This window comes from Candidatus Nitrosopumilus sediminis (assembly GCF_000299395.1).
GTDB lineage: Archaea > Thermoproteota > Nitrososphaeria > Nitrososphaerales > Nitrosopumilaceae > Nitrosopumilus > Nitrosopumilus sediminis.
In genome coordinates, this window is record NC_018656.1 from 218147 (window position 1) to 238161 (window position 20015).

Sequence of the window (20015 nt, forward strand, 5' to 3'; positions counted from 1 at the left end):
GATGACTGAATTACCTCCTGGATTAGCACTCCAAAAAGTTGATGAGAGAATAATGACTCTCAATGTTGGACCACAACATCCTGGTTCTGGCCACATGAGAATTATTGTACAAATTGATGGTGATTACATTGTTGCATGTGATCCTGATCCTGGATATGTTCATCGCGGAGAAGAAAAAATGGCAGAATATAGAAATTATATTACAAATATTCCTCACTTGGAAAGACCAGTAATTCATGATTCTTGTAATATATTATACCCATATGTTTTGGGTGCAGAAGAACTTCTTGGAATCGAGGTTCCAGAACGTGCAAAATACGTTAGAGTAATTGCATCTGAACTAAACCGCTGTATTTACATCATGTATTGGCTTGCAATTTATGGAATCTTTTTGGGACACTCTACAATGTTCATGTGGCCTGCAGGAGATCGTGAACTGTTAATTGATTTGATGGAAAAAATGACTGGTGCTAGAGTAACACATGCACACTTTGTTCCAGGTGGAGTCAGAAATGATTTGCCACCAAACTTTGAGGATGTTTGTTTACGTCAAGTTAACTACTTTGAAAAACGTATCAAAGAATATGCTGCAGTCTTTTATGACAATCCTATTCTAATTTCAAGAACTAGAGATACAGGAGTACTATCCAGACAAGATGCAATCAGATATGGAACTACTGGCTCTGTGCTTCGTGCTAGTGGTGTTGATTATGATCTTCGAGTAAAGGAACCATACGATGTCTATGATGAATTAGATGTTCATACCAATGTGATGAAAGAAGGAGATTCCTACGCAAGATCCAGAATTCCATGGCTTGACATGATGGAAAGCTGTAATATTATCAGACAAGCATTGCAAAAAATGCCAAAGTCCGGCTCTGTTAGAGTAAAACTAAAACCAAATCCAAAAACAAAGGGACTGGAATCAGTTTACAAACGTGTAGAATCAGGCAGAGGATCATTAGGTTGCTATATTGTGTCTGATGCTAAAACAGAGCCCTATAGAGTAAAGTTGAGTGTTCCTTCATTTAGAAATCTAATTGCTTTACCAAATCTTCTAAGAGGTGAAAAACTTGGCAATATGCCATCAGTTTATTGGAGTCTTAATTATTGGCCAGTGGAGGCAGACCGATAAATGTCAGTCATTGCACCAAATTTCAAACTAAGTGAATTTATCAAATCATTACTTGATAATGTATTTTGGATAATTCTACTACTTGTTTTAATTGGTATTCCGGCAGTATTCATGATTCTATTTGTAATTGAAATGCCCGTTATCAATGGAGAACTACTTACACCATTTCTTGCATTAACATGGATTGCGGATCCGTCTCGTACTCTTCCAATTATTAAAGCATTCATGGCAACTGATATTTTTAGAGTAATGGCATTTCCTGGATTTGGATTTGCAGCATTGCTAGCAGCAGGTACCATCTTTATTGAAAGAAAGATGCTTGCAAAATTACAGCTTAGAGTTGGTCCATTTTATTGTGGAAAGTTTGAAGGTATTTTGCAATTAATGGGTGACGGCTTAAAATTAATCTCAAAAGAAATTATTATTCCTGCAAAAGCTGACAAACCTATTTTCTGGGCAGCTCCGGTACTCTTTGTTGCAGCTGCAGCAGCATTTGTTGCATTCATTCCTGTTGCACCTGGTTGGGTAGTTGCAGATGTAGATATGGGATTACTTGGGGTATTTGCGGTAATTGGATTCTTCCCAATCATTACAATTCTCTCAGCATGGTCTGCAAACAGTAAATTCCCATTCATTGGTGGTATCAGAGCATTATTCCAAATGGTCTCATTTGAAATTCCATTAATTTTGTCTTTGCTAGGTGTCGTCATGTTAACAGGTTCTCTTAATCTATCAGAAATTGCTGCAAGTCAATCCAGTTTCCCATGGATTGTATTTTTGCCAGTTGGTGCAATTGTGTTCTTTATCACAATGCTTGCAGAATTAGAAAGAATTCCATTTGACTTGCCAGAAGCAGAAAGTGAAATTGTTGCTGGTTGGTTAACTGAATTATCTGGAATGATGTATGGACTTGTTCAATTAGGAACATATCTTAAACTCTATGCGTTTGCAGCATTGTTTGTTGTTATTTTCTTAGGTGGATGGAATGGCCCAATGGTTGTACCACCATTCCCAGCAGAAATTCTTGAAAAAGGAATTGAAATGGGTCCTATCGTAGCAAAAATTCCTGGTCTGCCATTATTCGATCAAGCAATGCTTAATGGCACACTTTGGTTTGTTCTAAAAACAGTAGCTGTGATATTTTTCATATTGTTGCCAAGAGGTGTTTTCCCAAGAATTAGAGTTGATATGCTGCTAAGTCTTGGATGGACTAAATTAATTGGATTAGCTTTCGTTAACATCTTTATTGCACTGGGCTTGCTTTACGCTGGAGTGCTAGGACCAGGAGGATTACAATAATGGGAACTGCAACTGGTATTATTCGTGCATTAAATTCAGGAATTAAACACATTGCAACAAAACGATTCACACTTCGTTATCCTGAAGAGAAACTAAAGTTTGTAGGTGATGGATATCAGTTTGATCCATCTACTGGTGTTGGAATCGCCGGATTAAAAGGACGACATATGTTATTCCATGATCACTGTACTGGATGCCAATTATGTTCAATTGCATGTGAAGGCGTTGCAGAAGCCATTGCAATGGTAAAAGTTCCAGAAGAACAAAAACAAAATAAAAAATCAATCATGCCACAAATTGATTATGGAAAATGTGTTTTCTGTGGCCTCTGTGTTGATGCATGTCCTTTCTATGCACTTTACATGACTAATGATTATGAGTTATCTTCCTTTTCAAAAGAAGGTTTGATTTACACTCCTGCACAACTTCAGGTAAAACCATATGTTGCACAGGATAGTGAAATACAAATATCTGATAGAGGTGCTACACATGGCTGATGCTGCATTTCTTGCATTGGCAGTAATTACAATTGGCTCAGCAATTGCTGCACTTGAATTAAGATCATTAATCTATGGTTCCATTGCTTTGATGGGAACTTTAGGTGGTATTGCAGGATTCTTTTTCTTACTTGATGCGCCTTTTGTTGCATTATTCCAATTAGCAGTTTACGTAGGTTCCATTGCTGTTTTAATTTTGTTTACTGTAATGTTAGTAAAAAGAGAATTAATCTTCAAAAAAATTGAAGACAAGAGAAGAAAATTTGCAGGAATTGGTTTGATGCTTGTAATTATGGTGTCATTAGGAGCAGTATTCTTGGATTCTGGAATCAAAACAATAACTACTGATGAACCTGCAACTGACTTTAGAGATATAGGAACTGACTTTGTAACATATTATTGGCCTGCATTAATTCTGATGGGATTATTACTGGCAGGATCTGTTACTGGTGCGCTAGTTTTAGCCAAACGTGAGGATGTGGAGAATGACCAGCGAGCTAGTTGATTTTACTCTCGTATCTGTGGCTCTCCTTGGTATAGGAATCTATGGTCTTGCAGTTAAACGTAATTTTATCAGGATGCTATTTGCAGTTGAAATAATTATTAATGCTGCAAACTTGAATATTGTTGCTTTTGGTAGATTTCTACCTCACAGCGGTGGTCAAACTATGGCATTATTTTCAATTGCAATTGCAGCAGCAGAAGTTGCAGTTGGACTATCTTTGATCATTGTAGCTTATCGTATGTATCAGAATGTCGATATTGCAGACTTCAGGAGCTTGAAGGGATAATGGAATACGCATTACTTCAGGCAGTTTTCTTGCCCTTACTATTATCTCCAGTAGCTTACATTATTGGAAGAAAAGTAGGACCAACACCTGCAATGTGGTTTACATTTGCAATTCTATTGTATACTACAATTCTTGTTGTCAATGCAGCATTATCTGGAACCGTAGAGGAACACTATCCATGGACTGAACAGTTTGGTGAATTTGGTTTCTTGTTAGATGGATTGGCATCACCATTTGCAATAATCATCTATGTGTTATCTACAATCTTGGTACTGTATTCTAAACCTTACATGATACACAAATTCCATGAACAATTTGAGGAAGAAAAGAATCTCAACACCGCTTCAAGTGGTCAAACTTCAATTGTAGAATCTTCTTCTTTATCTGATTATGTAAATGCAAAATCTGGACTTTACTTTGCACTATACCTTGTATTTGCAATGGGTATGCTTGGAACAGTTCTATCAACTAATCTTATTGAATTTTACATCTTCTTTGAAGTAATGTTAATTCCTGGTTTCTTTTTGGTTGCCCTTTGGGGTGATGGTCCTAGAAGAAAGATTGGTTTAATGTTCTTGTTTTGGACTCATGCTGGTGCAGTAGTTTTACTATTGGGATTCTTGATGATTGGTCTTACACTAGGTAGTTTTGACTTTGCAGATATCAAAGAATCTGAAATCCCTGCAGATGTTGCAATGTATTCTGCTGTTGCGATTTCAATAGGCCTTGGTGTTAAACTTGCTGTGTTTATGTTTCATGTTTGGCTTCCATATGTCCACGGTTCAGCACCAACACCAATCAGTGCATTGTTATCTCCTGCAATGATCGGAATTGGAGCTTATGGTCTTTTCAGATTAATTGTTGAATTTTTACCATTAACATATGCTGAGCTTTCGATCTGGTTCCACATCTGGGGTCTAGTTACCATGATTTATGGTGGAGCAATGGCATTGATGCAAGATGATCTCAAACGTCTCTTAGCATATTCTAGTATTAGTCAGATGGGCTATCTTTTATTTGGAATTGGCTCAATGTCAGCACTTGGTCTTTCAGGTGCAGAGATGATGTATGTAACACACGGAATTGGAAAAGGTATTCTCTTCATGATGGCAGGAATTATTATTGTTAAAGTAGGAACTAGAAGCATTTCAAAATTGGGTGGACTGGCAGGAAAGATGCCTATCACTGCAGTCTGTGCAGTTATTGGTGCACTGACAATTATGGGAGTTCCCCCAACAAGTGGTTTCATGGGAGAATGGGTTCTCTTTTACGGTGCACTAGAGACTGCCATTGAAGAAGGCTCAACACTAAGGGCTGTTACATTTGGTTTAGGTCTTGTCGCAACTGCACTTACAATGTCATACATGTTATGGATGCTAAAGCGTGTATTCTTTGGAAAGACTCCTGAACATCTAGAAAATGTGAAAGAGGGAAGTTGGTATATGACAGCACCAATGATGGTATTGGCAGGATTCTCAATAGTAATTGGTATTTATCCAGATATTTTCTTTAAGACTATCATTCCATACATGAATGGAGTATTAGGAGTTTAGGTTATGGCAACAGAAGCTTTTGGATTACCATTTGAAGTTGGAACTCTTAGTGCTTGGTTAGTTTGGATTCTGCCCTTTGCTGCAGCAATGATTATTCCTGGTGTTGGAAAATTATCAAAACATGCAACTGGATATGTTGCAGTTGCATTTGCTTTAATGAGTGCATTATCTGCAGCAACAATGATTCCTGTAGCTCTTGAAGCACACGAAATGCATCATCAAATTATGTGGATAGAAGCATTGGGTCTTAAAGGTGGCGTCTTAGCTGATCCTCTTTCAATTATTATGGCAAATGTAGTTGGCTGGATTTCATTCTTGATTATGATTTACAGTACTGGTTACATGAAAGGTGACAAAGACATTACCAGATTCTGGTTTTGGATGATGTTCTTTATTGGTTCAATGCAATTAATTGTATTATCTGATAACTTACTTCAAGTCTTCTTTGGATGGGAAGGTGTAGGACTTGCATCATATGCTTTGATCAGCTTTTGGTATCGTGATAAAAAGAAAGATCATGTTGGTGTTGAAGGTCGTACAGTTCTTGGAATGCTAGATTATTACGCCCCAACACATGCAGGAATGAAGGCATTCATCATGACCAAAGTCGGTGATGTTATGATGATTGCTGGCATGCTTTTGATATTTTTGTTTGCAGGTACATTTGGATTTAAAGAATTAATGGGAGATACTGATTGGGCAACTGCAATGGCTGCTCAGGGATTGTTAGTCCCTGCATTTGTTTTACTGTTTGGTGGAGCAGTAGGCAAGTCCGCACAATTCCCCCTAAACGAATGGTTGCTAGAAGCAATGACTGGTCCTACTGCAGTATCTGCATTGATTCATGCAGCAACAATGGTCAAAGCAGGAGTCTTTTTGGTGGCAAGAATTGGTCCACTTGTATTTGCATTAGGTGCTGCAGGAATTATGGCTGATCAATTCTTTGAAATTGTTGCCTGGGTTGGCGCCATTACTGCATTACTGCTTGCAACACAAGGTATGGTTAATCCTGAAATTAAGAAAGTTCTTGCATATTCTACCGGCTCTCAAATTGGTTATATGATGATGGCCTTAGGTGTTGCAGGACTATCTCATCAATATGTTGACGGTTACACTGCAGGGTTCTTCCATCTGATTTCACATGCAATGTTCAAAGCTTCATTATTCATGGCAGCTGGTTCTTTGCTACATATTGTTGGTTCTAGATTCATGACCGACATGGGGGGTTTGAGAAAACAGATGAAGAAAACTTATGCATTCATGTGGGCTGCAGGCCTTGGTTTGATGGGTGCTCCATTTATCACAACAGGTTTCTGGAGTAAGGATGCAATATTCGCTGCTGTTTATACATCTGGAAATGAATGGGCATTGCCACTATACATTATTGCTGTACTAACTGCTGTTATCACTGCATTCTATACTACAAGAATGATTGGAATGGTCTTCTTTGGAAAGAAGAGCAAACACATCGAAAAGATGGAAGAAGAAGGACATCATATTCATGAAGCATCATTGTCTATGTGGGTACCATATGGAATTCTTGCAGTTCTTACAATTGGTATTGGTCTTATTGGGTTATCTGCAGAAGAAGGATTACATCATATGTTCACTGATTATCTTGAACACTCATTTGGTATTCACACTGAACATGTTGCTGCTGAAGCATCAATCCTACCAGAGTTCTTGCAAGGACTTAACCCTGTTGCACTTGGTTCATCATTAGTAGCATTTGCTACAGGTATTGGACTTGGTTACATCTTCTACATTGGAAGATGGGTTGATCCAGTCAAATTTGTCAATTCAAATATTTTCTTTTACTCAATTCACAAAGTCATCTTAAACAGATGGTATCTTAATGCAATTATCTATTGGTGCTTTGTTGTAGCCCCATTATGGTTAGCAAGAGGAATCTTCCGATACTTTGAAAAGACCGCCATCGATTACGGTATGAATGATGGAGTTCAAAAGGCAGTTGGATGGAGTGCCAAAGTTGTTCAAGGAACTCAGACCGGTGTTTCACAATCATATCTATTTGTATTTGGAGCAGGATTACTATTCGTAGTTCTGATATTGTTGATATAGGAGAATTATGAAATGATCGAAATTACTTCAACACCATTGATAATAATTGCAATTTTAGGAACAGTTGGAATTCTTCTTCCCATCATCAGTATTGCAAGAAAAGAACAAGGCTCAAACTCATTTTATGCAGTAATTGCTTTTGCTGCATTAATAGTATCCATGGGCTATGTTGGATATCAATTCATCAATGAAAATGTTGCTTCATCAGCTCTTTTCTCAGAAGATGTAATTGTAGATGATGCATTTGGAGGATTCTTTGCAATTGCAATGTTGATTGTTGCTATTTTCACAACTGTTGGCTCTTTCAACTACATGCGAAAACACAATTCTCCTGCGGTTTACTATTCACTAATTTTACTTGCAACAATTGGTATGGTGCTAGTTGCTTACTCCACCGATTTGATAATGTTGTTTGTTGCATGGGAGCTAATGAGTATTCCAACATACATTTTAGTTGGCTACATGAAAAAGAACCCAAGTTCAAATGAAGCTGCTCTAAAATATTTCTTGTTTGGAGCATTATCTTCTGCAATCATAGTTTACGGAATTTCAATTTCTTATGGACTAACAGGCTCTACAAATATTGGTGAAGTGATTCAAGGTTATTCTACACTTGATCCTTCCATGTTGCCTCTTGCATTGCTTTCAGTTGGGATGTTTATTGCAGGATTTGGATTCAAAATGGGACTTGTCCCATTTCATCAGTGGTTACCAGATACCTATGAAGGAGCTCCCCCTACAATTACTGCACTATTAGCTGCTGCAACAAAGAAAGCAGGATTTGCTGCATCGATTAGAATTATAGTTCTTGGTATGGTTGTTCTAAATCTTGACTGGACATTAGCTCTTGGAATTATTGCTGTGATGACTATGACAATAGGAAATGTGGCTGCAATTATGCAAAAGAACATTTCAAGAATGTTGGCATACTCTAGTATCGCTCATGCAGGATACATCTTGATTGGACTTGCAGTAGCACCACATAGTTCTCTTGGATTGCAGGGTTCCTTGTATCAAATTATGAATCATGCAGTGATGAAAGGTGCTGCTTTTATTGCAATAGCAGGTATTGTCACTACGCTTGCAGTTACTCATATTGACAAACTGAAAGGGCTTGGAAGAAGAATGCCAATTACTGCATTAGGTTTAGTAATTGCTCTGTTTGCACTCGCTGGAGTACCTCCGCTTTCTGGATTCTGGAGTAAATTGATGTTATTTGGAAGTGCTCTTGATGCTTCATCTGCTTTATGGTGGGCACCTTGGCTAGCAATTGCAGGTGTACTAAACAGTGCACTATCTCTTGCTTACTATGGTTGGATTACAAGAAAGATGTACTTTGAAGGAGAAACCGAAAAGAGAGTTGCAGAACCAAAATCTGTTATTGCTGTAATGATTTTCTCAACAATATTCTTAGTAGGATTTGGTGTATACCCAGAACCATTACTAAAGTTTGTAGAGTTTGCAACTCCTGTAATTAGTTTAGGTCTTATGCCTTAAACGAAGTAAATTTAATTAAATTATCTAGATTTATCTTTGCATCATTATCTGGAATTTTCCTCAACCCTGATCTAGCTTTTTCAGAATATTCTTTTAGTAATTCTTCCATTTTGTTAAAGACATCTCTAGGGTCAGAACTTTTTTTGATTAGTAAATTGAATAACTTGTCTTCATTCTTCCAATCTAGTAAATCATCTCTAATTTGATATGCTATACCGATATTCTTTCCATATTCAGTTAATGCTTCAATTTGTTCTTCTGTTCCATTAGCAATAATTGCACCAATTCTTGCTGCTACCTCAAATGCTACTGCTGTTTTGTATTCGATTACTTTTAGATAGTCATCAAATGTTACATCTTCACCTGTTTCTAATCTGCCTTCGATCATCTCGCCTTCACTCATTAGCATGGCAGTTGTGGCCAAATCTTTTGTAATTCTAGCATTGTCTAACCTTGATGATATTGCAAGAATCAATCCTAGAACAAAATCTCCAGTTAAAACACTGGTATTGTATCCATATTTGACATGGAAAGGATCCTTTTGTCTTCTCATTGTTTCGTTATCTATGATATCATCGTGAATGATTGATTCCATATGGAGAAATTCAACCGCACATGATGCTGATAGTACATTTTCATCAATTTTACCCACACTTTCAGCTGCCAAATTCAAAATAATAGGTCTAATTCGTTTACCTCCTTCTAGTGAATATTTTAGAGGTTCAATAAACTCTGATTCAGAATAAATTGCAAGTTCATTTTCCAAAGCTTGATCTATACGTTGAATATATTTTCCATAGGTTTCAAGTAGAGGATTTATCTCGATATTTTTCCTGTCCAAGATGGGCCTGATCAAAAAACTTTCCCATTAGTAAATAAATCTTGGTGCTCCAGCCGGGATTTGAACCCGGGATCTTTGCCTTGAAAGGGCAAAATGCTTGACCGGTCTACACCACTGGAACCCACGAAAATTCTGCATTATCATCATAAAATCTTTTGTACACCACAAAGATTTTTTTATTGGCGTAATTGCAGATGAATCATGAATATAATACAGAAAATTGATGAAATGATTGAAGAAAGAAGTTTACTAAAACACCCATTTTACCAAATGTGGTCTGATGGAAAATTAACACAGAAATCTTTAGCAGGGTATTCCAAAGAATATTTTCAACTTGTAAAAGCTGTTCCTTCATTTATGACTCCAATAATTGAAAAATCTCCTGAATCAGTAGTTAAGGAATTAGTTGAAAATCAGCAAGAGGAATCTGATCATATCAAACCCTGGATTGCTTTTGCAGGTGAACTAGGAATATCTGAAGATGAATTAATTTCATATTCAGGAACTGCAAAAACCCAAAAAGCAGTATCTGACTTGACTCAATTAATGAACACTTTTGATGGTGGTGCATGCGCTATGTATGCTTTTGAAAAAGAAATTCCAAAAATCAGTCAAACAAAACTTGATGGATTAGCAGAATTTTATGGAATGACAAGTCATGAAGCCACAGAATACTTCAAACTTCATACTGAAGCTGATATTAGACATGCAGCATCATGGAGAAATATACTGGAAAAATCTTCAGTTGACTCTAGCAACTTGATTGAAATTGCAGACAAATCAATTTCAGCACAAAACTTGCTGCTTGATAGCTGTTATGAAGAATACTGTTAATCTCATAACATTTTATACCTGAGAAAAAATTCCTTTGCTTAGGGCCCGTAACTCAGCTTGGTAGAGTAACCGGCTCATAACCGGTGAGCCAAGGGATCGAAGCCCTTCGGGCCCATACCCTATCTGAGTCTTTATTTGGTCCCATGATTATAGGGGGTATCATGAGCCAACACATCGAACCTTAACCTTGTGTCTGTGGAGAATTTTGTAAAATTAGTTGATGTCGAATTATTTTATTTTTAAATCCTGTTAATTTTCTATCTTTCTGTTTTTATTTTTTCAAACTTGCTATGCTATTTTCTAAAACATTCTTAATTTATCTGCTAAATTAGTTATCTCCCTTTAACTTCTCATTTTTAGTATGATGGTAATTGCTATAATTGCCATACTTATTCCAATTAAGATTAATCCAATAAACCATGTTTCTGAAAAAATATCTGTAAAATTTATGATTAGTATTCCAGCTGTAAATAAAATTCCAATAATAATGTAAATTATTGCTTTTGGTTTTATGTACACAGTGTATCATTAATTCCTATGTCATATTTAACATGATAAGCTAATTTTTGGAAAATAATCTTCGTTTTCTTTTTTGTATTATGAAAATTGAACTGTTGTCATCATGCTATTCTATTTCTGAACCGCCCGTAGGTTGTTTTTTTGATATCTGGAACGAAAATTGGCCTCAAAATAGCTTAAATTCAACAATTTAGCTTATTTGGATTTATTGCATCTTGAGTGGTAATACAACTATGTCCTCACAAATATCTCTCACATCAGTTAGTCATGCTTGTGATACATTATTAGCCAATCAAAGTATCAGATCTATTTGCATTATTGATCCTTTAGGAAATTTAATTTTTGAAAAAAATCAAAAAAACAAAATCTTTCCCTTAACTGACAAAAACTCACAATCCTTGTTTATTCAATCTGTATTGGATGTTGCATTAAAGAAAGATTTTGATGAACAAATTGGCCTTTTAAAATATAATGTAAGTTATAGGGATAAAATGAATTTCATAACTATTCCTATTTTTGGCTTTGTTGTTTTGATATCTGTAGATCCACATGAAAATTGCGAATTAATTGCTAATACTGCAATAAAAATTTATGAAATAATTTTCAAAAACTTTTCTCACTCTGATTCCTAATCTTGGAAATATTTTATTAATGTTAAATTAAGCTATTTTTGTGAAATTATTCATTTTTGTTTACATGAGTTTATAGTTATTTATTGTATAAACAATGTATGATTCATGAAATTTTGGTAATTTGTAATGATGGGAAGAGAGATTATGCAATTGAAAGATTAAAAGAATTTCAAGATATACAGACTATAGAACAAAGAAAAAATCAGAATGAAATTCTAGCCAAAGTTGAATCTGATGATAAAAACTATGTAACAACTAATGTAGTTCAAAGAATTCAAGCTATAGATGGTATAGATCAGGCATCAATTCGACCTCTTTAATTTGGCATATTTTTCAAAATATTTAAAAATAATTTAAATCCAAAATATCTATGTAAAATTTATTGAGTTTACATAAAAAATTTCTGATGTTTACATTATTTAATTGAAAAAATTTTTAATTTACAATGGCAGCAAAAAAACGTACTGCAAAAAGAAAACCTGTTAGAAAAGCAAAACGAACAGTTAGAAAAACAGCTACAAAAGCAAAACGAACAGTTAGAAAGCCTGTCAAAAAGGCCAAACGTACTGTTAGAAAAGTAAAACGAACAGTTAGAAAAGCAAAACAAACAGCAAGTAAAGCAAAAAAACGTGCTGAACAAGTAGCAAACAAAAGAAAGAGAGAACTTCTACAGGCAAATAACAAAATCAAGAGTATGAAAAAGGCTATAAAATCTGCAGAAAAATCTGCAAGAAAAAAGAACTCTATATACCAAAAAGCGTTAAAGAGAGCCAAACAAACTCTATAACCTCTTTTTTATCTTATTTAGATAATTTAGAAATAATGAGCTTAATTTATCAGAAAAATTTTCTCGATATCCTTATTGTAATAGTAAAGTAAGATATTCTACTCGTTCAAATAAACATAGGTTGGAAACTAAAGTAAAACGTATTTAAAAATTATCTACTCTGTAACACTGATTTCTGCAGAATCTGCTTGAAATCCTACTTTAGTATGAGTTCCATCACAGCTAGGCTGAGTGCTGGATTTACCACATCTGCATAATGTAACAGTTGTTTTTTTATCTACTTCTACTAACAGTGGACCGTTTTTTATTGCTTTGATTTTTACATTTGCCATTGATAAAATATATCATTTATACTCTAAAAACCCCGTTAAGCTTTCGTTTTTAATTTAAGCTAATTCTTGAAAAAGTGTTAATGTAATTTTCTATACAAATTAAACCATGACAAAACTACAACAACTACAAAAAATGGTTGATGAAAAAGGTGAGCTGATGGTCATGTCAGACACTGGTGAAAAGTTTGAACTTCACAAACACAATGTGAAGTTTGATGAGTCATCAGATCTGGTAGAAATTGATGGAGGCACAAAGAAATTTTGGCTTATTCCATCAAAAATAGCATACTACTGGACTCATGATAAGGCCAGAGAGGAATAATTCCTTTTTTATTTTTGTATTGATTATGATAACTATTACAAAATGTTTGATTGAACAAGAGTTTATCATTTGATAATTTTTAAAAATCCTTGGATTAATTTTATGGGATATGCATTTTTCTTTTTCCATTCTCATCAATAACTAATGCTCTTTTGTTTTTAGGTGATTGAACAAAATGCCAATTAACAAAAACACTTCTCTTTTTTTGTAAACCCATCAATTTCCATAATTTATCAGAAATCTGTATTCCACTTTTATCTGTGGTTTTATTCTGAAAGTCTTTTCCAGTTTCAGCCTGGGGCCTCTTTTTAGCTCTCCAATATGGATCATCATATTTATCGTTCCAACCGCCACCATTCCATGGACCTATGTGCCCAATAGGAACCACTGCTCTTGGAGGTAGTGGTGGGATAGTTAGCTGAACCCATTTTCCTTTCATTTTTGATGCAGGAAGCCCTACAAAAATACCCTCAGCCATACTGTATCCATATGCCGATTTTGATAGTTTTTTTGGAATTTTTGAAGCCTTTATGTGTGTCTGTATGTGATATTTCAAATTTTTACTTTTCATTATTTACACTAACTCAGAAAAATTATCTGTTATTCTGATTTGCTAATAACATCATTGTCATAATATTCTATGATGCTATTTTTAATGGTGATTGTTGAATCTTTTTTAAAAGAAAAAATTTCATTCCATTCTGACCTTATTCCATACAAAATTATTGATGCTCCTTCATCTAAGGCTACATATTCATGAAAAGAATTTTTTTTAAGATTCCATCTGCCTTTTAATTTACAACTTTTGAAAGCCTTGTATAATTTTACATTTAGATTTAATTGTTGATTAACACTCATGATTAACATCTTCCTTGCTTTTTTGATTTAGATAAAATTTTATTTTCATGAAAAATTCCTTCTCCCTATTTTCCATTTCTCTAATCTTTTTCTTTCATAATCTTCAAGATCTCTATTTTTTGCCATACCTTTAATGATTCTTTTTTTACATATAGTATATTATCATCAAATTAATTGAAATTCAATTAATTAGCTTATGAATTAATAATAATTATTTTGATCAGTGTAAATTATGAACGCTTCATATTTGCCTCTTACATGTACGATTCACAAAAACATTGAAGTTGCAAATACCGTTCAAAAACTGTCAGGCGTAAAGAAAGATGTGCCTGTACGTGGTGCATATGATTGCATTGTAAAAGTCGACAAATCAGTTCCTAGTGATGTTGATCAATTTGTTTTGTCTAGTATATTTTCGCTAGACAATATCAGAAGTATCCATACTTTGCATGAAGCACCACCCATAATTGTGAGATCAAAATGATTGCTCTCTTCAAATTATACAAAACATGTAGAGGTAATCATTTTTGAATTCCGGTAGTCAGATTCACGATAAAATGAAAACACAGAAGTTATTTGACACTTGTAAATTAATAGGTAGATGGAAACATGCTAATAGCTCTTCACCTTCTTCTTATGAATCTCTTGAAGATGGTGCAACCATTGAGTTTAGTATGATTCAAGCAAATTTTACTGAATCCTTCAGATTTAAGAAATTCTCTAGAATTACCATTAAAGACAGTATGATTGAATTTTATGAAGAGGATTTATTTCGATAAAAATTGTCTGAAATTTATTTTGCAGTATTATCCGTAGTTCTAACTATTTTTCTATATTTTCTTACAAGGCATATTATAAACACAAAATTACATGAATTACAAGGATCCGATAAACTGCTGGGTATGTTGTTAATATTCATACTTTTAGGCGAATTTGTTTATCTTGGAACAATGTTTGGCCTCTTTGATCTCGCACTGGAAGCAATAACTTCTATTGGTGCTGTTGCTGTTGTGTTTGGTATTGCATTACAGAACCAATTAAAAAATGCCATGTCTGGAATTAGCATCTTTTTGAGTCCTCAGATCAACGTAGGTGATTCCATTGAATTTGACTATGTTAGATGTACCATCACTGGATTGCATCTTACTAAAGTTACAGCAATTACTGAAGATGGAACAAAAATAATAATTCCTAATCATAAACTAAGTGAAGAAATGGTGCAAATCTTTTCTAGATATCGTAAAACCAGGTAAAACCTATTTTGTCAGTAAAATGCATGTAATTTTTGAAATTGGATTTTCACTGTAATTTGTGTGAAAAACTTAATTTTTAGTTATTTGTATAGATGATATCCTAAAAGAGAAAAATTATCATGCCTGGATTGAATCTAAATGTAATGACAAAATATCCTGAAGCCCTTCGGGCCCATTATTTTCCATTAGTTTTAAAATGAGCAAATCAAAAATTATCTGGCCGCAATGAAGAATCAGAGTTATATCTGAATTGATGATTGGAAGGCATTTGTCTGAGCAGCCATAAATTTACTTGTTGATTTGTTTTTTCACTTTTTCCAATACGTTTTCATCAATTAGATTTTGTTCGAATAAAGTCTCTGTAATTTGTAAAATATTTAAAATAGAATGCATTTTTACACCCAATCCCAATAATGCGTCGGCAGCTCCCTCCATTCTATTTACTATAACATATGCGTCCTTAACTGAAATGTTGACTTCTTTTAGATCTTTTACAGCATTAACCACTGAACCTCCAGTGGTGGCAACATCATCTATCATGACGACTTTCATATTATTGTGAATTTTCCCTTCGACTGATTTTGATGTCCCATAATCTTTTGGTTTACTTCTAACATAGATTAGCGGTTTGACTGTTTCTATTGCTAGTGCTGATGCAATTACTAAACCTCCTGTAGGAACTGAAACGATTGAATCAAAATTGTCTAATCCGATATCTTCAACAATCTGATTTTCAAGATATTTCACCATTTTTCTAAATTCAATAGGATAACTTGGTACTAACCTTAAATCAACATAGTATGAGCTATGTTTTCCACTAGCTAATGTAAAGTCGCCAAATTTTATGATGCCTTTTTGATGTAAAAATGTTGCAAACTCTTTTACAAATTCCATACAAAAGTTAACTACACTGGATTTATTTTGTTTTGTATTGAGAGATAATTATGCCTGAAATCTGGTTAAATTATGGAATTACTGATGTAGTTTTAGATATAAAGGCTGAAAATTTAGAGCAAAAAATTGATTCTGAAGGTAAAATTTTAGATGATACTGCGATCAATGAAAAACTAAACACTCTTGATTTATCAAAACCTATGGAACTTGTGGTATTACATAATTCGAAAACTATTCTAAAAATAATTTCTTCCCTGTTTACATTATGTGAACAAAAATCAAAACCCTTTCCAAAAATACTAACTGACAAAAGAATCCTCAATTTAGTAAAATCCGGATTACCTGAAGGCAGTTCAATTAATGAATTTGACGAGGTTGGAATTGAAAATTCAAATCTTGTTTTCATGGGGGAGATGGAATTTAATGGCTTGTTTGGTTATGAGACTATTTCCACACGTTTAATCAAAAAATTTGGCCAAGAATCTATGCTTGCAGCTTATGCAAAAAGACAAGGAAATTTTCCTACTCCTGGGCAGTATTCTGAGAGTTTAACTGAAGCAAAAAAATTTACTGACAATTTTGAAATTCAGGGAATAGAAATAGTTGCAAATTCTGAGGGAATTATAGATTTCTCAATTGGTCATCCTTCAGAAACTATATCATCAACCAAAATCCTTGAATCAAATTCTATCAAAGATATTGGTGAACATAAAACAATGGTGATTAGCACTGGAAAAGATGCAAGTAATGATGATCTAGGACACTCTCTCTCTTCTCTTTGGAATTGTTCCAATGCAATCAAAAAAGATGGTCTTGCTATTTTAGTAGCTGAATGTAAAGGTGGATTAGGTTCTGATGCATTACAACAATACATTGAAGATAGATTGACTCTAGAACAACTACGAAACCCTACTAAATACATTAACGGGATGGAAGATTTACTGTTTCTCTCTGAAATACAAAAGAAATTTCAAATTGGACTTGTTTCAATTTTACCTGAATTTTATGCAAAGAAACTCAACATGATTTCTATGCAGGGAATAAAATATTCGATGGACTATATTCTAAAAACACAAGGATCACGTCAGAAAGTTGCAGTGGTTACCGATGGTGCAAGACTTTTGTTAAGGTAAAAGCATAGGTAAGAAATCTGATGGTAACGGTGCACACAAAATTGCTAAAACTATAATTCCAATATATGCAAGTTTTCTATTTCTTGAAAGAGGAGAAACATCGTCCAATGGCATTGCACTAGGGTTTCTTGAACTCATTATTAGAATCAGAATTGCCATTAACCAATAATTTAACAAAACAAGAATTCCAATACTTCCAAAAGTTGCATATCTGTGCAATTTTACTCCAAGTAATGTTCTTGCCATATGACCTCCGTCTAATTGCCAAGCAGGCAATAAATTTAAAAATGTAATTAAGAAACCAATCCATGCCGCAAACATAACTGGTGTCATTAAAACTTCATATCCTGATCCTCCTTTTCCAAACAAAGCCAAACTTGCAGTCATTAGTAATGGCTCACCTTGATTCCATTCCATTAATCTTGAATCTTCAAATAATCCTGCTGCAATTTGAGGATCTAAAATTGGTGCAGTATATGCAGCATAAATTGAAACTATAATTGCAATTACCAATCCTGCGATAGGCCCTGCAATAGCAACATCAAATAATATTTCTCGATTGATTGTTAGTCCTCTTGATTGAATAAATGCCCCAAATGTTGGTATGCCAATAACTGGAAGTCCTGGAATAAAATATGGCCAAGTAGTTTTTAGACCATGTGCCTTTGCAGCAATAATGTGACCTAGTTCATGAATTCCTAAAATCCCTAATAATGACAATGTGTAAACTGCTGCCATTTCAAGGGGATCGCCTATTTCTACAATTGAATTTGTCCCTGACGTTCTGTAATACCCATCAATCATTACAAATGAAATAACAATGGCAAACAATATTCTTGGAGTCCATGAAGTACTCATCCATTTTCTTTGTTTATTTGGGGAAAATTTTTGAATGATGACGTACAGTTCTCCATCTCTTTTTTCTAATTTACAAACATATTTCATATCTTCTAATTTTCTAGCCAAGCCTTCAAATTTTGATTTGAAATCATCATCTTCTATTCTAAATTCTAGTGAAAATTCAGTTTTGGTAAAGTCGCTAACCTGAAATAGGGAATTGACTAGTGAAATAATGTCTTCTTGTGAGGGATCTTCCATCTGTTTAAGATTAGATTTTTCCATTAAATGGACTTTTGGTTTAAAATTAAATATTGATAATACTAAACAACATCATGCAAGTAATTCTTAGGCAGTTGGGGGATTGCAATATTAGACGCGCAGAACCAAGCGATCTAATTTCCATAATGGAAATCAATCTGAAAACTCTTCCAGAACACTATTCTGATTATTTCTATGAAAGCTTACTTGCTGAACTTCCAGAGGCTTTCATTGTTGCAGAAATTGGAGGAAAACATGTTGGATACATTATGTGTAAAACTGAATTTGGGTTTTCAAATTTTAAGAAGCTAGGCTTTGTCAAAAAGGGACATGTTGTTTCCATAGCAGTTCTTGAAGAATATAGAAGAAAAGGTATAGGAAATGCGCTTGTTGAAGAATCAGTTAACGGTGTAAAATTAAGAAAATGTGATGAATTCTATTTAGAAGTTAGATGTAGTAACACTGAAGCTGTACGACTATATGAAAAACTAGGATTTGTAATTCGTCAACAATTAAACGCATATTATCGAGATGGTGAGGATGCATATCTCATGGCAATTGAACTACAATAGTTCAAACCAATAAATAACTCACAAAAAATTCTTCGCCATGGATAAACGAAAAGGAATGGGTGTTACCATTTTTGTGCTTTGTATTGGCGGATTTTTCCTTTATGCATATTTACTAATGTTATCTGAATGGAGTCCAATTGTATTACAATTATCTGTATTAATGATTGCAGGTGGTATTTTGGGAGTTATTGCATGGATTGGATATGTGATGGCTACCACAAAACCTTCATCTGCATCAATTACCTCTGAAGATTAGTTTATTTGAAAATTTTTACATCTACAACTGTTTGATAATATCTTGGACCCACTGCTCTAACAATTTTTGAATCTAAAATTTCTGATTTTACTGGGGTGATCTTTAGATAGTGTTTTTCTGATAATTTTCCAGCTTCTGATTTTTTATCTGCATGTATATGTGAATAATAATGAATAATTCCTTGATTTTTGGTTGTTTTAATTGCAGATTCTAAAAACTCATCAGACCTTTCAGGTAACAACATCAATGTTCTATCAGATTTGTCTACTAGTTGTTTATTGATAATTTCCGTTGCATCTCCGTTTATTGAAATGACATTTCCTGCAAGTTTGTTTAAACTGCTATTTTCATCACACAATTTTGAAGCTACTGGATTGATATCAAGACTATATACGGTGCATTTCTTCTTTTTTGCCGCCATTATTGAAAACATTCCAATTCCTGCAAACATATTGGTTATTACCTCTCCATCTTGAACCAGATTGGCAATTCTTTCTCTTTCTGTAGATAGTCTTGGTGAAAAAAATGCATTTTTTACATCAACCTTGAATCTACAGCCAAATTCTTTGTATTCAGTTTCTGTGTTATCTTCACCTGCAAGAATTTCAAGATCTCTAGTACGAAATTCCCCCTCTACTGCAGAAGCTTGATAGAATACACTTCTTACAATTTTTACCTCATCTAACAATGTTTTTCCGATAATTTTCTTTTTTGAGAGTAATGATTCTGGAATTCTTACAATAATTATTTCCCCAATCTGATCAAATGCTGAGATTAATTCATCACTTTCTTCTTCTGTGAGCACATTTTCTAGTGCTTTTTTTAGCATC

27 protein-coding genes and 2 tRNA genes are annotated in these 20015 nt (G+C 34.2%); 20 read left to right on the forward strand and 9 right to left on the reverse strand.

Going from position 1 to position 20015, the window contains the following annotated elements:
• Position 1 precedes the first annotated feature (1 nt).
• From NSED_RS01310 to NSED_RS01345, 8 genes are read left to right on the forward strand one after another with little or no spacing between them, the layout of a single operon-like run.
• Positions 2–1135, forward strand: a complete 1134-nt coding sequence (locus tag NSED_RS01310) for an NADH-quinone oxidoreductase subunit D (RefSeq protein WP_014964443.1) — start codon at positions 2–4, stop codon at positions 1133–1135.
• A complete protein-coding gene (gene nuoH, locus NSED_RS01315; protein ID WP_014964444.1) occupies positions 1136–2434 on the forward strand; it encodes an NADH-quinone oxidoreductase subunit NuoH in 1299 nt (432 codons plus the stop codon).
• Positions 2434–2931 carry an NADH-quinone oxidoreductase subunit I gene (locus NSED_RS01320; RefSeq protein ID WP_014964445.1) on the forward strand — a complete coding sequence of 166 codons (498 nt, stop codon included), beginning with the start codon at positions 2434–2436 and terminating at the stop codon, positions 2929–2931. The genes nuoH and NSED_RS01320 overlap by 1 nt, the downstream gene beginning before the upstream one ends.
• Positions 2924–3436: an NADH-quinone oxidoreductase subunit J family protein gene (locus NSED_RS01325; protein WP_014964446.1), complete on the forward strand. Its 513-nt coding sequence runs from the start codon at positions 2924–2926 to the stop codon at positions 3434–3436. The genes NSED_RS01320 and NSED_RS01325 overlap by 8 nt, the downstream gene beginning before the upstream one ends.
• Positions 3417–3722 (forward strand): NADH-quinone oxidoreductase subunit NuoK, encoded by a 306-nt coding sequence (gene nuoK / locus NSED_RS01330; RefSeq protein WP_014964447.1) that lies wholly within the window; start codon positions 3417–3419, stop codon positions 3720–3722. The genes NSED_RS01325 and nuoK overlap by 20 nt, the downstream gene beginning before the upstream one ends.
• Positions 3722–5275, forward strand: coding sequence for a complex I subunit 4 family protein (locus NSED_RS01335; RefSeq protein ID WP_014964448.1), 1554 nt, complete (start codon positions 3722–3724; stop codon positions 5273–5275). The genes nuoK and NSED_RS01335 overlap by 1 nt, the downstream gene beginning before the upstream one ends.
• Before the next feature lie 3 nt (positions 5276–5278).
• Positions 5279–7357, forward strand: coding sequence for an NADH-quinone oxidoreductase subunit 5 family protein (locus tag NSED_RS01340; protein WP_014964449.1), 2079 nt, complete (start codon positions 5279–5281; stop codon positions 7355–7357).
• Between the two features lie 12 nt (positions 7358–7369).
• Positions 7370–8854: an NADH-quinone oxidoreductase subunit N gene (locus NSED_RS01345; RefSeq protein WP_014964450.1), complete on the forward strand. Its 1485-nt coding sequence runs from the start codon at positions 7370–7372 to the stop codon at positions 8852–8854.
• Here the strand turns inward: NSED_RS01345 and NSED_RS01350 are convergent.
• Both NSED_RS01350 and NSED_RS01355 read right to left on the reverse strand, forming a co-directional pair.
• Positions 8844–9695, reverse strand: a complete 852-nt coding sequence (locus tag NSED_RS01350) for a polyprenyl synthetase family protein (protein ID WP_014964451.1) — start codon at positions 9693–9695, stop codon at positions 8844–8846. The two genes, NSED_RS01345 and NSED_RS01350, sit on opposite strands and share 11 nt — an antisense overlap.
• 42 nt (positions 9696–9737) lie before the next feature.
• Positions 9738–9816 (reverse strand) — tRNA-Glu (locus NSED_RS01355).
• An 80-nt stretch (positions 9817–9896) separates the two neighbouring features.
• Here NSED_RS01355 and NSED_RS01360 point away from each other — a divergent pair.
• Positions 9897–10529: an iron-containing redox enzyme family protein gene (locus tag NSED_RS01360; RefSeq protein ID WP_014964452.1), complete on the forward strand. Its 633-nt coding sequence runs from the start codon at positions 9897–9899 to the stop codon at positions 10527–10529.
• A gap of 41 nt (positions 10530–10570) precedes the next feature.
• Positions 10571–10644: transfer RNA gene (locus NSED_RS01365), tRNA-Ile, on the forward strand.
• 227 nt (positions 10645–10871) lie between these two features.
• On the opposite strand, the gene NSED_RS10395 is transcribed toward NSED_RS01365, so the two are convergent.
• Complete coding sequence (locus NSED_RS10395) at positions 10872–11048, reverse strand: hypothetical protein (protein ID WP_016940030.1); 177 nt, start codon at positions 11046–11048, stop codon at positions 10872–10874.
• 233 nt (positions 11049–11281) lie between these two features.
• Between NSED_RS10395 and NSED_RS01370 the strand changes: the two genes are divergently transcribed.
• The 3 genes from NSED_RS01370 (at position 11282) to NSED_RS01380 (ending at position 12467) form a co-directional block, all read left to right on the forward strand.
• Positions 11282–11680 carry a DUF6659 family protein gene (locus tag NSED_RS01370; RefSeq protein ID WP_014964453.1) on the forward strand — a complete coding sequence of 133 codons (399 nt, stop codon included), beginning with the start codon at positions 11282–11284 and terminating at the stop codon, positions 11678–11680.
• 98 nt (positions 11681–11778) lie between these two features.
• Positions 11779–12000: a hypothetical protein gene (locus NSED_RS01375; RefSeq protein WP_014964454.1), complete on the forward strand. Its 222-nt coding sequence runs from the start codon at positions 11779–11781 to the stop codon at positions 11998–12000.
• Between the two features lie 125 nt (positions 12001–12125).
• Complete coding sequence (locus NSED_RS01380; protein ID WP_014964455.1) at positions 12126–12467, forward strand: hypothetical protein; 342 nt, start codon at positions 12126–12128, stop codon at positions 12465–12467.
• Positions 12468–12622: 155 nt separating this feature from the next.
• Here NSED_RS01380 and NSED_RS10105 read toward each other — a convergent pair whose 3' ends face one another.
• Positions 12623–12799: a CDGSH iron-sulfur domain-containing protein gene (locus NSED_RS10105; protein WP_014964456.1), complete on the reverse strand. Its 177-nt coding sequence runs from the start codon at positions 12797–12799 to the stop codon at positions 12623–12625.
• Between the two features lie 106 nt (positions 12800–12905).
• On the opposite strand from NSED_RS10105, the gene NSED_RS01390 reads away from it, so the two are divergent.
• Positions 12906–13121 carry a hypothetical protein gene (locus NSED_RS01390; protein WP_014964457.1) on the forward strand — a complete coding sequence of 72 codons (216 nt, stop codon included), beginning with the start codon at positions 12906–12908 and terminating at the stop codon, positions 13119–13121.
• A gap of 100 nt (positions 13122–13221) precedes the next feature.
• Here the strand turns inward: NSED_RS01390 and NSED_RS01395 are convergent, their stop codons facing one another.
• Positions 13222–13692, reverse strand: a complete 471-nt coding sequence (locus NSED_RS01395) for a hypothetical protein (RefSeq protein ID WP_014964458.1) — start codon at positions 13690–13692, stop codon at positions 13222–13224.
• Between the two features lie 29 nt (positions 13693–13721).
• On the reverse strand, positions 13722–13979 hold the full coding sequence (locus NSED_RS01400) for a hypothetical protein (protein ID WP_232212304.1): 258 nt from the start codon (positions 13977–13979) through the stop codon (positions 13722–13724).
• A gap of 232 nt (positions 13980–14211) precedes the next feature.
• Here NSED_RS01400 and NSED_RS01405 point away from each other — a divergent pair, with 232 nt between their 5' ends.
• The 3 genes from NSED_RS01405 to NSED_RS01415 all read left to right on the forward strand — a co-directional run bounded on the left by NSED_RS01405 (position 14212) and on the right by NSED_RS01415 (position 15232).
• Positions 14212–14463, forward strand: coding sequence for a hypothetical protein (locus NSED_RS01405; RefSeq protein WP_014964460.1), 252 nt, complete (start codon positions 14212–14214; stop codon positions 14461–14463).
• 73 nt (positions 14464–14536) lie between these two features.
• Complete coding sequence (locus tag NSED_RS01410; RefSeq protein WP_014964461.1) at positions 14537–14758, forward strand: hypothetical protein; 222 nt, start codon at positions 14537–14539, stop codon at positions 14756–14758.
• A 123-nt stretch (positions 14759–14881) separates the two neighbouring features.
• Positions 14882–15232, forward strand: coding sequence for a mechanosensitive ion channel domain-containing protein (locus NSED_RS01415; protein ID WP_232212305.1), 351 nt, complete (start codon positions 14882–14884; stop codon positions 15230–15232).
• Between the two features lie 288 nt (positions 15233–15520).
• Here NSED_RS01415 and pyrE read toward each other — a convergent pair whose 3' ends face one another.
• On the reverse strand, positions 15521–16126 hold the full coding sequence (gene pyrE, locus NSED_RS01420; protein WP_014964463.1) for an orotate phosphoribosyltransferase: 606 nt from the start codon (positions 16124–16126) through the stop codon (positions 15521–15523).
• A gap of 50 nt (positions 16127–16176) precedes the next feature.
• On the opposite strand from pyrE, the gene NSED_RS01425 reads away from it, so the two are divergent.
• Entirely contained in the window at positions 16177–17259 is a 1083-nt protein-coding gene (locus NSED_RS01425; RefSeq protein ID WP_014964464.1) for a nickel-dependent lactate racemase family protein, read from the forward strand.
• On the opposite strand, the gene NSED_RS01430 is transcribed toward NSED_RS01425, so the two are convergent.
• Entirely contained in the window at positions 17251–18357 is a 1107-nt protein-coding gene (locus NSED_RS01430; protein ID WP_026090014.1) for a site-2 protease family protein, read from the reverse strand. The genes NSED_RS01425 and NSED_RS01430 overlap by 9 nt on opposite strands.
• A 74-nt stretch (positions 18358–18431) precedes the next feature.
• On the opposite strand from NSED_RS01430, the gene rimI reads away from it, so the two are divergent.
• Both rimI and NSED_RS01440 read left to right on the forward strand, forming a co-directional pair.
• Complete coding sequence (gene rimI, locus NSED_RS01435; protein ID WP_014964466.1) at positions 18432–18929, forward strand: ribosomal protein S18-alanine N-acetyltransferase; 498 nt, start codon at positions 18432–18434, stop codon at positions 18927–18929.
• Positions 18930–18966: 37 nt separating this feature from the next.
• Complete coding sequence (locus NSED_RS01440) at positions 18967–19185, forward strand: hypothetical protein (protein WP_014964467.1); 219 nt, start codon at positions 18967–18969, stop codon at positions 19183–19185.
• Position 19186: 1 nt separating this feature from the next.
• On the opposite strand, the gene NSED_RS01445 is transcribed toward NSED_RS01440, so the two are convergent.
• Positions 19187–20014 carry a class I SAM-dependent methyltransferase gene (locus NSED_RS01445; protein WP_014964468.1) on the reverse strand — a complete coding sequence of 276 codons (828 nt, stop codon included), beginning with the start codon at positions 20012–20014 and terminating at the stop codon, positions 19187–19189.
• Position 20015: the final 1 nt, after the last annotated feature.

Bases quoted from the DNA above. Each gene is read 5' to 3' on its own strand.
- NSED_RS01370 (WP_014964453.1), top strand. From the start codon at position 11,282: ATGTCCTCACAAATATCTCTCACATCAGTTAGTCATGCTTGTGATACA.
- NSED_RS01390 (WP_014964457.1), top strand. From the start codon at position 12,906: ATGACAAAACTACAACAACTACAAAAAATGGTTGATGAAAAAGGTGAG.
- NSED_RS01325 (WP_014964446.1), top strand. From the start codon at position 2,924: ATGGCTGATGCTGCATTTCTTGCATTGGCAGTAATTACAATTGGCTCA.
- NSED_RS01320 (WP_014964445.1), top strand. From the start codon at position 2,434: ATGGGAACTGCAACTGGTATTATTCGTGCATTAAATTCAGGAATTAAA.
- NSED_RS01310 (WP_014964443.1), top strand. From the start codon at position 2: ATGACTGAATTACCTCCTGGATTAGCACTCCAAAAAGTTGATGAGAGA.
- NSED_RS01415 (WP_232212305.1), top strand. From the start codon at position 14,882: ATGTTGTTAATATTCATACTTTTAGGCGAATTTGTTTATCTTGGAACA.
- NSED_RS01405 (WP_014964460.1), top strand. From the start codon at position 14,212: ATGAACGCTTCATATTTGCCTCTTACATGTACGATTCACAAAAACATT.
- NSED_RS01430 (WP_026090014.1), bottom strand. From the start codon at position 18,357: ATGGAAGATCCCTCACAAGAAGACATTATTTCACTAGTCAATTCCCTA.
- NSED_RS01410 (WP_014964461.1), top strand. From the start codon at position 14,537: ATGAAAACACAGAAGTTATTTGACACTTGTAAATTAATAGGTAGATGG.
- NSED_RS01375 (WP_014964454.1), top strand. From the start codon at position 11,779: ATGATTCATGAAATTTTGGTAATTTGTAATGATGGGAAGAGAGATTAT.
- NSED_RS01440 (WP_014964467.1), top strand. From the start codon at position 18,967: ATGGATAAACGAAAAGGAATGGGTGTTACCATTTTTGTGCTTTGTATT.
- NSED_RS01400 (WP_232212304.1), bottom strand. From the start codon at position 13,979: ATGAGTGTTAATCAACAATTAAATCTAAATGTAAAATTATACAAGGCT.
- NSED_RS01360 (WP_014964452.1), top strand. From the start codon at position 9,897: ATGAATATAATACAGAAAATTGATGAAATGATTGAAGAAAGAAGTTTA.
- NSED_RS01425 (WP_014964464.1), top strand. From the start codon at position 16,177: ATGCCTGAAATCTGGTTAAATTATGGAATTACTGATGTAGTTTTAGAT.
- NSED_RS01340 (WP_014964449.1), top strand. From the start codon at position 5,279: ATGGCAACAGAAGCTTTTGGATTACCATTTGAAGTTGGAACTCTTAGT.
- nuoH (WP_014964444.1), top strand. From the start codon at position 1,136: ATGTCAGTCATTGCACCAAATTTCAAACTAAGTGAATTTATCAAATCA.
- NSED_RS01445 (WP_014964468.1), bottom strand. From the start codon at position 20,014: ATGCTAAAAAAAGCACTAGAAAATGTGCTCACAGAAGAAGAAAGTGAT.
- nuoK (WP_014964447.1), top strand. From the start codon at position 3,417: ATGACCAGCGAGCTAGTTGATTTTACTCTCGTATCTGTGGCTCTCCTT.
- pyrE (WP_014964463.1), bottom strand. From the start codon at position 16,126: ATGGAATTTGTAAAAGAGTTTGCAACATTTTTACATCAAAAAGGCATC.
- NSED_RS01345 (WP_014964450.1), top strand. From the start codon at position 7,370: ATGATCGAAATTACTTCAACACCATTGATAATAATTGCAATTTTAGGA.
- NSED_RS01335 (WP_014964448.1), top strand. From the start codon at position 3,722: ATGGAATACGCATTACTTCAGGCAGTTTTCTTGCCCTTACTATTATCT.
- rimI (WP_014964466.1), top strand. From the start codon at position 18,432: ATGCAAGTAATTCTTAGGCAGTTGGGGGATTGCAATATTAGACGCGCA.
- NSED_RS01395 (WP_014964458.1), bottom strand. From the start codon at position 13,692: ATGAAAAGTAAAAATTTGAAATATCACATACAGACACACATAAAGGCT.
- NSED_RS01380 (WP_014964455.1), top strand. From the start codon at position 12,126: ATGGCAGCAAAAAAACGTACTGCAAAAAGAAAACCTGTTAGAAAAGCA.
- NSED_RS10105 (WP_014964456.1), bottom strand. From the start codon at position 12,799: ATGGCAAATGTAAAAATCAAAGCAATAAAAAACGGTCCACTGTTAGTA.